Source organism: Streptomyces sp. NPDC088762 (genome assembly GCF_044750905.1).
GTDB lineage: Bacteria > Actinomycetota > Actinomycetes > Streptomycetales > Streptomycetaceae > Streptomyces.
This window is the reverse complement of sequence record NZ_JBIVKT010000025.1, coordinates 62,608-74,338: the sequence shown is the minus strand read 5'-3', so window position 1 is coordinate 74,338 and position 11,731 is coordinate 62,608. Positions and strand designations below refer to the sequence as shown.

Annotated in this window: 9 protein-coding genes; 3 read left to right on the top strand and 6 right to left on the bottom strand. The window is 70.6% G+C overall.

Annotated elements, in window-relative coordinates:
- Positions 1-1,770: 1,770 nt before the first annotated feature.
- Together ACIP5M_RS34870 and ACIP5M_RS34865 are read left to right on the top strand one after the other, a co-directional pair.
- Complete coding sequence (locus tag ACIP5M_RS34870) at positions 1,771-2,487, top strand: hypothetical protein (protein ID WP_401204797.1); 717 nt, start codon at positions 1,771-1,773, stop codon at positions 2,485-2,487.
- A complete protein-coding gene (locus tag ACIP5M_RS34865) occupies positions 2,484-2,957 on the top strand; it encodes a MarR family transcriptional regulator (protein WP_215016079.1) in 474 nt (157 codons plus the stop codon). The genes ACIP5M_RS34870 and ACIP5M_RS34865 overlap by 4 nt, the downstream gene beginning before the upstream one ends.
- A gap of 97 nt (positions 2,958-3,054) precedes the next feature.
- Here ACIP5M_RS34865 and tpg read toward each other — a convergent pair whose 3' ends face one another.
- From tpg to ACIP5M_RS34835, 6 genes are all read right to left on the bottom strand, one after another.
- A complete protein-coding gene (gene tpg, locus ACIP5M_RS34860) occupies positions 3,055-3,609 on the bottom strand; it encodes a telomere-protecting terminal protein Tpg (protein ID WP_401204794.1) in 555 nt (184 codons plus the stop codon).
- Positions 3,610-3,618: 9 nt separating this feature from the next.
- Complete coding sequence (tap, locus tag ACIP5M_RS34855; protein WP_401204791.1) at positions 3,619-6,045, bottom strand: telomere-associated protein Tap; 2,427 nt, start codon at positions 6,043-6,045, stop codon at positions 3,619-3,621.
- A 115-nt stretch (positions 6,046-6,160) separates the two neighbouring features.
- On the bottom strand, positions 6,161-7,051 hold the full coding sequence (locus tag ACIP5M_RS34850; RefSeq protein ID WP_401204789.1) for a ParB/RepB/Spo0J family partition protein: 891 nt from the start codon (positions 7,049-7,051) through the stop codon (positions 6,161-6,163).
- Positions 7,048-8,304, bottom strand: a complete 1,257-nt coding sequence (locus tag ACIP5M_RS34845) for a ParA family protein (protein WP_401204786.1) — start codon at positions 8,302-8,304, stop codon at positions 7,048-7,050. The genes ACIP5M_RS34850 and ACIP5M_RS34845 overlap by 4 nt, the downstream gene beginning before the upstream one ends.
- A 192-nt stretch (positions 8,305-8,496) precedes the next feature.
- Positions 8,497-9,156, bottom strand: coding sequence for a ScbR family autoregulator-binding transcription factor (locus ACIP5M_RS34840; RefSeq protein WP_401204784.1), 660 nt, complete (start codon positions 9,154-9,156; stop codon positions 8,497-8,499).
- A gap of 248 nt (positions 9,157-9,404) precedes the next feature.
- The gene (locus tag ACIP5M_RS34835) at positions 9,405-10,649 is read right to left on the bottom strand and encodes an FAD-dependent monooxygenase (protein WP_401204782.1); all 1,245 of its coding nucleotides are present in this window, start codon (positions 10,647-10,649) and stop codon (positions 9,405-9,407) included.
- Positions 10,650-10,738: 89 nt separating this feature from the next.
- On the opposite strand from ACIP5M_RS34835, the gene ACIP5M_RS34830 reads away from it, so the two are divergent.
- Entirely contained in the window at positions 10,739-11,554 is an 816-nt protein-coding gene (locus ACIP5M_RS34830; protein ID WP_401204779.1) for a TetR/AcrR family transcriptional regulator, read from the top strand.
- The last annotated feature ends 177 nt before the right edge of the window (positions 11,555-11,731 follow it).

Sequence of the window (11,731 nt, the reverse complement as noted above, 5' to 3'; positions counted from 1 at the left end):
ACCGAGATCGTCACTAGGTGCGACACTCTTTCGCACCCCGTCGCTGTTCAGTTCTAGCCGCCTCGCTTCGCTCGGCGGGGCCGCCTCTGGCGGCCCAAGGCCCGGCCCTTTGGGCCGGGACCCCAGGCGCTGCGCGCCTGGGCAGGGGGCCGCCTCTGGCGGCCAAGGCCCGGCCCTTTGGGCCGGGCGCTTAGGCGCTGCGCGCCTAAGCAGGGAGCCACCTCGCTTCGCTCGGTGGGGGCCGCTTTGCGACCCAGGGCCGGCCCTTTGGGCCGGGACTTTAGGCGCTGCGCGCCTAAGCAGGGAGTCCCCTCGCTTCGCTCGGGGGGCCGCTTCGCGGCCTAGGGTCCCGGCCCTTTGGGCCGGGACCCTAGGCGCTGCGCGCCTGGGCAGGGGGCCGCCTCCGGCGGCCCAAGAGCCGGCCCTTTGGGCCGGGCGCCTAGGTGCTGCGCGCCTAAGCAGGAGACCACCTCGCTTCGCTCGGTTGGGGGCCGCTCCGCGGCCCAAGGCCCGGCCCTTCGGGCCGGGCGCCCAGACCGCTGCGCGCCTAAGCAGAGAACCACCTCGCCTCGCTAGGCCAAGCCGCTCCGCAGCTTTAAGGCCCAGACCCCCAGGCCGCGATGCCGAGCCGCTGCGCGCCTGGGAAGGGTCGCCTCGCTTCGCTCGGCCTGGGGCAGGCATGTCACCCTCGCTCCGCTCGGGTGGAGCCACTCCCTCGCCCAGGGCCCCGTCCCTAGGTGGGAAGCCGATGTGCTGTGAGCCTAGGAAGAGACGGCCTTGCTTCGCTCGGGAACGAAAGACAGCTCGAAGTGATCCCACAGGAGAAAACACGGGACTCCTGGCACACAGAGCCTGCACCCCCCAAGGCCGGCGCTAGGGGCTGAAGTAGGGACAGGTTCTTCACATTGCTTGGACGGTGAAGGCCCTCTTACTGAGCTGGATAGGCCTGTTTTGTAGCGCAACATCGACTCATTGAGCTTGTTGCTTAGGTGGTGTGCGATCAAGTTTTGATCGAGTGGGGAACAGATTTGGGTTGTTTTGAGGACGACTCGGATGGGGTGAGGAGGCTGGGGAAGGGAAAATCCCCTCTTTCACATCGTCCCCATGGAGGGGTGAGATCAGCTGTTTACAGGGGTCTGCTGGGCCAACTCGCCTGCTGTGTAGCGGAGTTGGGGGCGTTGTTGGCCAGGGCGGGGCAGGGGCGTTGGGGAGCTGGGCGTTAACGGCGTTAATGGGTGGTTCAAAACGGGTTGTGGATAGAGATGGGAAATCAGTCAGATTCCTTGGGGGTGGGGGCGTGAGGTTCGAGGTGGGCTTGAGGGGAGTGGGGGGTGTCGGGGGGTCAGGAAGATGGGACTGCTGAGCGGTTGGAGACGGCGTTCAGTGCGCGCAGCGCGGCAGGGGACGGCCTATAGAAGGTACGGAGATGCGTTGTCGCAGGTCAGGCGGGGTGCGGGGGGAAAGTTATGTCCCCTCAGGAGGGACATAACTCGGGGGATGTGTCGCTGCTAGGGGGACAGAACGCGTGCAAAACGTCAGTGGGGCTGACGGTATTTGGGCTAAAACGTCGGGGGGGCTGACGTTTTAGGGAGGATGTGTCGGCTAACTGATGGGGGGCGGGGTGGGGTTGGGTGAGGGGGTGGCGGAAAGGCGGTGGGGTGGTGTTGGCTGAGATGTGTCCCTCGTCGGGGGACATAAGACACGCCGAACGTCAACGAGCGTGACACTTGTGTCACCCTTGTTGACATACTCTCCCTGCAGATCAACGAAGTGGAGAGCAGCCTCGTGTCATCAGAGCCACAACGGCGTCGGCGGAGTCCGGCGGGTGCGCCGCGTCCTGATCTCCCCGTAGATGATGCGATCTCGGCGTGGAGTCAGCCGCTGGCCCCGGTCAAGGACCTGGACAGCCTGGCGAGGCGGTACCCGAGCCGGAAGCTGACGCTGGACGGTGAGCGGAAGCCGCTGGAGTTCTACGGGACGCAGAATCAGCCGAATGCGTTCTCGATGGACAGCCTGGAGTTCTTCCTGGTTATCGCCCAGTACTTCAGGGAAGCCTTGCCCCTGAGGCTGATCCTGCTGCTCATTGCGTGCCAGCGAGCGGGGGGGCGGATTCCTCTTACCCAGGAGGAGATGGCTACCATCCTGGACGTCAGTCGGACAAAGACGTCGGAGGCGCTGCACACCGTCATGTCTCATGGGATCGTCTTCAAGGTGCGGCGGGGCGTGTACCAGTTCAACCCGCCCTACAGTTACCGGGTGGCTGAGTTCATCCCTGGTACGGAGATGACGGGTGAGTTCGTGAAGGTGGAGCAGCACAGCACCATCTCGCAGATTCGCAGCGACACGAGCCTGCCGGACCTGGTGAGGTTCCCGTCGCTGGACCACATGCGTCAGGCCATCGAGGGACTGCGGGCCGAACGGGCCAAAGAGCGCGCTGCGCGTCGGCTGAGCCGGGCGAAGCGCACGGAAGAAGGGACAGCTCAGTGAGCACCTTGCGATTCGCTGCGGTCAACGCCGACGGGCTTCTCTCCGACCTGGACCTTCCGCCTGCGGCCTACCGCGTGCTGCTGAAGCTGCGTTCGCTGAGCGAGCCGGGTGGGCGGATCCTGATCGACCAGGCCACCGTCGGAGGGCTGTTGGAGCTCAGCCGGCCGAGTGTCAATGCCGCGCTGCGGAGCCTGGAGCTCGCGAAGCTGGTGCGGAAGGTCCGTAATGGCGTTTATCAGATCAATCCCATGCTGGCCGGGTACAACTCGTTCGAGGACGCTGTCGCCGCCGTGAACGACATGGCGGCCGATGAGCGGCTCGATGCGCGGGGGTATGTCGCCAGTTACCACCAGGCGGTGGCGGCGTATCAGGACCAGCTCGCCGAGCAGCGGAAGAAGCGGGCCGCGCAGGCCGCGGCGAAGAAGGCTGCGGAGTCGAAGCGGCGCAGGACGTTGCACGCCGTGGGATGACGGCTGGTTGGGTGTGTGAGGGGTTTGGAGGGTCCCGGGGTACTCCCGGGACCCTTTGGGGTTTTGAGGGGCTGAGAGGGGGGCCTTCAGGGGGCTGTCAGAAGGCGAAGTCGACGTAGTCGATGTCCGTGAACTCGACCAGGAGGCTGGTGGCTCGGGCGCCGTTGTCCTTGAAGTAGATCTCCTGGAGGCCTTCGGCTGCGATCTGCTGGAGTCGGGCCTCGCCGGCGCCGGACTCCTGGGCGGCGAAGAGGCGGGCCGCGTACTCCGGGGGCAGGTGCTGGGTGATGCGGCGCATGCGGCCGTCGTCGGTGGTGCCGGGGGCCGCGGTGAAGCCGAAGCGGGCGCGGGTCTCGATGACGAGGCCGGTGGTCCTGGCGGCCTTGGCGCGGGCGCGCTTGCGGACCAGGGGCTGCCAGCGGCGGCGTACCTCGGTCTCCAGGCGGGCGGCGAGTTCGGGCTTGGGCTGCTTGATCTGGTTTTTCACGTAGCGCTCGACCGTGCGCTGGGAGATGCCGAGGGTCGTGGCCGCGGCCCTGGTCGATTTGAGCTGCTTCACCAGGAAGCGCATCTGGGCGCCGGCCGACTTGGGGATGGGGCGCGTGAAGTGCTGTTCGTCGGCCCGGGTGAGGCTGTCGGAGATGTCGGACATGCTTCTCTCTTATTCTCCGTCTGCCGCTGCGTCGTGGCCCTTGATGTGGCGGGCGGGGTTGAGTCCTTCGTCGAGCATCTGGACGGCCCACAGGAGCGGTTGGGTGCCCTCGTGCTTGACCATGCCGGGGCTGACGCCCAGGCGGAAGCCGCCGGGCAGGGGTTTTCCGTCGGGGGTGTGCGGGAGGAAGTCGAGGGGGCCGGGTCCGTCGGAGAGGTAGACCGCGCAGTCGGAGAGGACCGCGATGGGGTGGAGACCGGCCGCCGTGGCGAGTTTGAGCATCTTGCGGTGCATGTTGACGCGGGCCGTGGCGATGACGGCCGCGCGGATGTCGGGACGCCAGGTGGGGCGTTCGAGGGCGGGCCAGGGGTCGCCGGGGCGGTAGGAGGCGCCCTGGGGGCGTTCGCGGAGTTTGCCGATGCCGCCCTTGACCGTGGACTTGATGGCCGAGAGGACGGATGCGGAGATGCGGGAGTCGGTGGTCCCGCCGTGCTTGTGGGTCGACATGGCGTGGAGGAACTCGGGTTCCGTGAGGGACGAGGTGACGCCGAGGTCCGCCATCGTGGCCATGTAGGCGTCGCGGAGGCGGGTGTACCAGGCGTCGAGGTACGGGCCGTTGTCGGGGCGGATCCAGGCTTCGGTGGGGCGGACCTCGTGGCCGAGTTCCTGGGCGTAGGCGAGGGTCGGGGTCGCGTACCAGGCGGGGCCGGTGGGGGGCCTGCCGTGGGGGGTGAAGGGGTTGGGGAGGCGGGGGTCCAGCTCGATGTCGAGGGAGGAGAGGTCCGCCAGCCAGCAGCCGGGGAGCTTGGGGTCGAAGCGGGGGCTGGTGGTGTGGGTCGCGGGGCCCAGGCCGACGGGGAGGCGGTTCGCGGCGGCGGCGAAGGCCATGTTCACGTCGATGCCGACGGCGTGGGTGCGGGAGCACTCGGCGTCGGTGAGGAGCTGGGGGTCGCGGATCCAGTCGTAGGCCTCCTCGTCGAGGACCTGGTCCGGGGTGCGCTGGTGGGAACGGGGGTAGAGGGCGGCGACGACGGGGTGCTCGTCGGGGGCCTCCGGGGGAGCGGGGTCGACGGGGTGGGTGAGGGAGCCGGGGACCGGGGCCGACACCCAGGTGTTGGTCGCCTCGTCGCGCACGGCGCGGGTGGGGGGACGCAGGGCCGTCATGAGTTCGAGGCCCGTGACGGCCGTGGAGCCGCGGGGGGTGAGGACGCGGGCGGCGTAGGTGGTGAGCAGTTCGGCGAGCTCGGCGGCCGGGAGGTCGGCGGTGCCCTCGCCCCAGGCGCGGGGGTCGAGGGCGCCCCAGGGGAGGATCGCGAGCTGGACGCACTGGCGGCCGGTGGTGGGGGTGGCGGGGCGGTAGATGCGGGGCCAGGGGCCGAAGCCGCGGCGGGTGAGCTGCCATTTGTGCTTGGCGAGCTGCTTGAGGACGGGGTGGTTGTCGGGGAGGCGGAGGTCGCGGCGGTTTTCGAGGGTGAGGGGGAGCCCGAGCCGGTCCAGGGCGGGGGCGGTGAGGACCAGGAGGGGGTCGCCGTCCTTGCCGTTGCGGTGGAGGCGGGGGGAGCGGAGGTTCGCCTCGGTGAGGGCCCAGGTGAGGAGGGCGGGGAGGCCGCCGGTGGTGGGGTGGTCGAGGATGAGGCCGGCGGTGGCGTGGGCGTGGCCGGTGCCGTCGAGGACGGCTAGGGGGCCGTTTCCTTCCAGGGGGGGGTGGGGGGTTCGGGCCTTTGGGGTGGGGGCCTGTGGCGCTGCTCCCCTGCCCGCCCCTTCCCGAGACTGGGGCTTCGCCCCAGGCCCCGGGGTGGGGGTGGCTGTGGCGGGGCGTGCGGGTGTGGTGGGGGGTTGGGCCTGCGGCGCTGTTCCCCTACCCGCCCCTTCCCGAAACTGGGGCTCCGCCCCAGGCCCCTGAGGGGGCACGCCGGCGGGGGAGACCGCGCCTGCGGGCGGGGTCGCTTGCGGGGCGGGGCCTACGGCGGGGGTGGGGAGCGCGGGGCCGGCGGGTGCGGCCGGGGCGGCTTGTTCGGCCGGGGCTGCGGTCGGCGTCGGGGCTGTGTGCGAGGCGGCACCTGCGGCTGTGGCGGGGCCAGCGGCTGCGGGTGAGGTGGGGCCTGCGGCTGCAGTGGGGGCTGCGGGTGTGGCTGTGGTGGGGGTTGGGGGGTGGAGGGAGGTGAGGCCTTCCAGGAGGCGGGCGTAGGCGGCGCGTTTGGGGGGGCGGGGGGAGGTGCGGCCGGTTTCCCAGGAGGTGACCGTTTCGCGGCGGACGGCCAGGGCCTTGGCGATCTGGTCCTGGCTCAGGCCGGCGGCCTCGCGGAGGCGCTTGCGCTCGTCGGGGTGCGGGAGCGGGTCCTGGGCCACTTCTTCGAGCAGGGCGTCGACCGCTGCGAAGAGGACCTCCTGCTCGTCCTCGGTGCGGGGGGTGTTGGTGTTGTGGGCGTTCGGCATCGGTACCTCCGTGGGGAGCCTATGCGAAACGCACCCTGGAACGCACATGGAACACACGTGGAGGCGTTAACGGCGTTAACGGCGTTAATGCTGTCAGCGCCTCCGGCGTGGGGCTTCAGATGCGGCTCATGAGGAGTTCCGTCACGGCCTTGAGGTCGTCCGGGGTGAGGTGGGCCGTGAGGGCGTCCGCGATCGTTTCCGGGGAGAGGGTGGAGATGGTGATCCGGGGGGCCGGGGTGGTGGGGGGCTGGGGGGGTGCCGGCGGGGGGGTCGGGTGGGTGCGCTGGCGGGGGGGATGGGTGGTGTTGAGGGTTTCCTCCGCGGCGGCCTGCTGGGCCTCCTGGGGGAGGCGGCCGATGCGGCGGGCCGGTTCCACCTTGAGCTCGCCCGATTCCACCTTGTCCTGGAGGATGGGCGTCAGGTTGAGGAGGGCCAGGCGCTGGGAGACCCAGGCGGGGGTTTTGCCGAGGCGCTTGGCGACCTGGGCCTGGGAGCCGTGGACGTCGACGAGCTCCTGGAGGGCGCGGGCCTGGTCCATGGGAGCCACGTCGACGCGGTGGACGTTGGCGATCAGGGCCGATTCGAGGATGTCCGCGGCGGATGCCGACAGGGCGTCGTTCACGTGGATCTGGATGGTCTTCAGGCCGGCCAGGTGGGCTGCCGCGAGACGGCGGTTGCCGTCGATGACCACGTAGGGCGCGCGGCCCAGGCCGTCGGTCGCGCCCGGATGGGCCTCCATGAAGGCCATGCGGGTGGCGACCGCCAGGGGCTGGAGCTGGCCGCGGGCGGTGAGGGACGCCGCCAGTTCCTCCAGTTCGGTGAGGTCTTCGCGGAGGTTGAAGGGGTTGTGGGCGAGGGCCTCGATGGGGACCTCGGAGGGCGGGACCACTCCGGAGGTGGGGGCACCCGTAGCCTCGGCGATGGCCGCGCGGCGGGAGCTGACGCCGACCGGTTGGGCTCGGGCGAAGGAGGCCGAGACGCCGAGCTTGTCGGCCTTGCTGCTCATGAGATCTCCCGGGCGAGGGCGCGCAGGGCGACCGCTTGGTCGCCCTTGGGGGCGTAGACGAACAGGGGCTGCTTCACGCGGACCGCTTCGCGCTGTTCCTTCAGGTCAGGGACGACGGCGACGACGCGGGGATCCTTTATGTCCAGCCAGGCCTGGAGGGAGGAGGTCGCGATGTAGCCGCGGCGGCCGTCGTAGAGGTTCACGACCAGGCCGAGGTAGTCGATGTCGAGGCTGAGGTCGTCGCGCAGGTCGTTGATCTGCGACGTGAGGAGGTCGTAGGCGTCCGCGGAGGAGTCCTCCGCCTGTACGACGATCAGCGCGCCGGAGGCGCCGGGCTGTTCGGTGTCGCGGCGGCGGCCGTAGTAGATGGCCGCGTCCATGCTCAGGCCGAGGCTCGGGGGGCAGTCGACGAGGATGACGTCGTAATCGGACTCCACGGGGGCGAGGGCACGTTCGAGGGCGGCCTCGCGGGCGCGGACGGTGGAGAGGCGTACGTCGAGGAGGAAGGCGTCCGTGCAGGCGGGGAGGAGGTGGAGGCGGTCTCCGAACCGGTCGTGCTCGATGGGCGCGATCAGATCCTTGAGGGGCCCCTTGGCCTCGCCCGCCATGTGGCAGGTGAGGCTGTCGCCGCCGATGGGCAGGGGCTGCTGGCCGAGCTGCTTGGTGAGATGGCCCTGGGGGTCGAAGTCGATCAGCAGCACGCGCATGCCCAGGCCCGGGAGGTCCTCCAGGTCCAGGGGGGTGATGGCCGCGGGGTCCGGCTGGTCCTCCCCGGGGGTGAGGCGGGCCAGTTGGCGGGCGATGCGGACCGGGTGCAGGGTCGAGGGGTCCTCGGCGAGGGCCTCGGCCGTGCCGGCGGTGATGGCGGTCTTGCCGACGCCGCCCTTCTGGTTGCACACGATGATGCGGCGGACCACGGAGGGGCGTACGACGGAGGGAGCCGGGTTGAGCTCCAGCCAGAGGCGTACGGACTGCGCGAGCCCCTGGATGAGGGAGACGCCGCGGTGCTTGGCGTCGGTGCGGAAGGAGTCCCACTGGCCCGCGGGCAGCCAGGTCGAGAACGATTCGGCGCCGGAGGTGTCGACGGGGGAGGGGGCCGAGGCGAGGGCGCTCCACTGGGCGATGCCCTCGTGGACGGCGTCCTGGATGTCCACCCGCAGTTGGGCGGTGCGGATTTTCAACTCCTGGCGCAGCCACGGGGGGAGTTTGGAGACGACCTTCTCTCGGTCGCTCGGAGACGAGGGCGAAGTCATGAGAGGGACTTTACTAACGTTCTTGAGTGTTCGTGGGCGCCGCGCTTGAGTTTTGCTAACGAAGTGGCAGCCGGGTGAGGGCTGGGTGGGACGGGTGGGCGTCCGGATGCGTCACAGGGCGGCCTCGCCCACGCCGTAGCGAGCACCCCCGTGGTTCGCCACGGCGTGTGCGAGGCCGCCCTGGGTACGTCGTCAGGTGGTGGTCAGGGGCTGCAGTCCGAGCTCCGTCCGGCACTCGGGCGAGCCCGTCGGGTCGAAGAGGGGGATGCGGGGAGCGGGCACGATCCCGGGGAGGAGGAAGTTCCATAGGTCGGTGATCCGGGTGTGGAGGTCCTCGCGGCCCGTGCGGACGTGCGAGGTGACCTGGATGCCGGTGAACGAGCCGACGAGGAAGGTCGAGAGGTCGTGGACGTCGAGCGACGGGAGGACGTCGCCGCGTTCCTGGGCCGGAGTCAGACAGCCGTGAGCGGTGTCGATCCACGTGTTGTACGGGGTCGGGTCCGGGTTCGTGAAGGAGCCGAACTCGATGACCAGGCGGATGCCGGCGCGGACGCGGACGTTGGTGCGCAGTCCGTACGCCATCTGGTGGGTGAGGTCGATGACCGTCTGGAGCCCCGGGTCCTCGATGGCGGGGACGTCCGCGGCGACCTGGAACTGCTCGTCCATCAGGGTGCGGGCGAGGGCTTCCTTGGAGGGGAAGTGGAAGTACAGGGCGCCCTTGGTGACTCCGGCGTGCTTGACGACGTCGCTGAGGCTGGTGCCGTCGAAGCCGGAGCGGTCGAAGGCGGTGGCCGCGCCGTCCAGGATGGCCTGCCGGGTGATCTCCGCGCGTTCCTGCCTGACTCTCGCCACTTGCGCGTCTCCTGGTGTGTGTGGGCGCAGCCGGCGTGTGCGCGTCTCGTCTTGTACGGGGGTCAATCTAGGCAGGTGATGCCGAAGAAAACCAGTCACCCAGTACTTTTTGAGGGTGGGGTGGGGCTGTTTGACGGGGTGTGGGGGATTTTGTGGGGGCGTCTTTGGGGGGCGTCTTTGAGGGTGGGAGCGGGGTTGGCGTTAACGGCGTTAACGGCGTTAACGGTTTTGAGGGCCGGGGGCGCTGCTCAGTGGGTGGTGGGGACGGCTTCGGGGGCGGTCGTGTAGGTGGGGAGGGGGAGCGTGGTGACGTCCTCGCCGGCCTTCAGCATCCAGTCGAGGATGCGCCGGCGGCTGAGGAGGCCGTTGCGCAGGCGCAAGCCGAGCTTCGTGGCGGGCGCGAGGAAGGGGCCCGTACGGTCGCCGCCCTTCTGGCAGCCCTGGGCGTAGGGGCGGAGCAGGGACTCGTAGCGGGCGAAGGCGGCGCGGTGGTCGTGGGGCGAGCGGGAGAGTTCGCCGGCCAGGACGTACGCCGCCACGATCCCGGTGCCGGTGCCCATGCCGCCGATGGTCGCGCCGCAGGCGGCGTCGCCGACGAGGGCGATCCGGCCGGTGGACCACGTGGGGACGTCGGCGCGGCTGATGGAGTCGAAGTAGAGGTCGTCGGCGTCGGCCAGGGAGTCGAGGAGGTGGTCGACCTTCCATGGGAGGCCGGCGAAGGCCTGCTTGAGGATCGCCTTGTGGGCCTCGGGGTCGTGGCGGTCGTACGTGAGCTCGGGGGAGGCGAAGACGAGGAAGGCGCCGGCGCGGGTGGGGTCGGTGCGGGAGATGCCGACGCTGGCCAGGCGGCCGGGGGCGTTGTAGGCGGTGGAGCCGGTCGGGTTGGTGGGGTTGGTGGACCGGTGGAGGGCGGGGGTGTGGGGGAGGGTCCACGTGGCGGCGTAGTAGCCCAGGTGGGTGACGTGGTCGGACTCCGGGCCGAAGGCGAGGCGGCGGACGTGGGAGTGGAGGCCGTCGGCGCCGATGACGAGGTCGAAGGTGCGGGGTGGGGCGTTGCGGAAGGTGGCGTCCACGCCGGTGGGGGTCTCGGTCAGGGAGGTGATCGAGTCCCCGAAGAGGTACTCGGTGGTGGGGAGGGAGGCCTCCTGGAGGACGCGGGAGAGGTCGCCGCGGAGGACTTCGATGTCGCCGCCGGCGAACTCGGCGGGCAGGTGGAGCAGGGGGTTGTCGTCGGCGTCTACGAAGGTCATGGGGCTGCCGCCGGTCTGGATGCGGCGGAGTTCACCGAGGATGCCCATGCGGTCGAGGGCGGAGAGGTGGGTCTCGCCGCGGAAGTCGACGGCTTGGCCGCCGGGGCGGAGGGCGGGGGCGAGTTCGACGACGGTGGGGCGGAAGCCGTGGCGGCCCAGCCAGTGGGCGAGGGCGGGGCCGGCGATGCCGGCGCCGGAGATCAGGACCGTGTGGTTCTGGGGGTGGCTCTGGGGGTGGGACACGTCTCTCCTTCTGGAACTGTGTCCGACGGACACTGAAGCGATACCGTGTACGGTAGACGCAGTTTTGGTGCGAGCACAAGGGGATGCCGATGGCGGATGAACAGCGGGATGCGGGCGTGGGGGCGGCCGTGCGGTTGTTGTGGGGGCCGCCGCCGGCGCCGCCGGCCCGGGGGCCGAAGCGCGGGCTGACGCTGGAGGGGATCGCCCTTGCGGGGGTCGGGATCGCCGACGCGGAAGGCTTGGGTGCGGTGTCGATGCAGCGGGTGGCCGGGGAGTTGGCGGTCACGAAGATGGCGCTGTACCGGTATGTGCCGGGGAAGGCCGAGCTCGTGGCGCTGATGGTGGAGGCGGCCATGCCGGATCCGGCGCTTGAGGCTGAGCCTGCGGCGCTGGGGGCGGGTTCGGTGGGGTGGCGGGAGCGGCTCGAGGTGTGGGCGCGGGAGTTGTACGCGGGGTTCCGGCGGCATCCGTGGCTGTTGGAGGCGACGGTGGGGGCGCGGGTGATGGGGCCGCGGGAGTTGGGGTGGATGGAGCGGGCGCTCGCGGCGCTGGACGGGTGCGGGCTGGGCGGGGCCGAGGCGATGGATGCGGTGGTGCTCGTGGCCGGGCATGTACGGGGGATCGCGGAGCAGGAGCGGGCGGCGGGCGGGGGTGTGGTGGGGACTGCGGCCGGGGCTGCGGCCGGGGCTGCGGGGGCGGGGCCGGATGCGCAGCTCGCGGCGATGCTGGGTGAGGTGATGCGGGTGCACGGGGAGCGGTTCCCTGCGCTCGGGGCGGCGTTGGCTTCGGTGGCGGAGCACGGGGGGCAGGACCAGGCGTTGGAGTTCGGACTGGGGCGGATCCTGGACGGGCTCGGTCTGCTGGTGTCCCGGCGGGCGGGTGGGGGTGAGGCGGGTGGGCGTTAACGGCGTTAACGCCCACCCGCGTCGCCGGGGCTGCGGCCGGGGCTGCGGGGGCGGGGCCGGATGCGCAGCTCGCGGCGACGCGGTGGGCGTTAACGGCGTTAACGCTGTGAGGCTCGTGCGGCGGGTCATGGGAGCGTCGTGGCTTGGGACGGGGCGGGGAGATTTGGGCGCATGAGG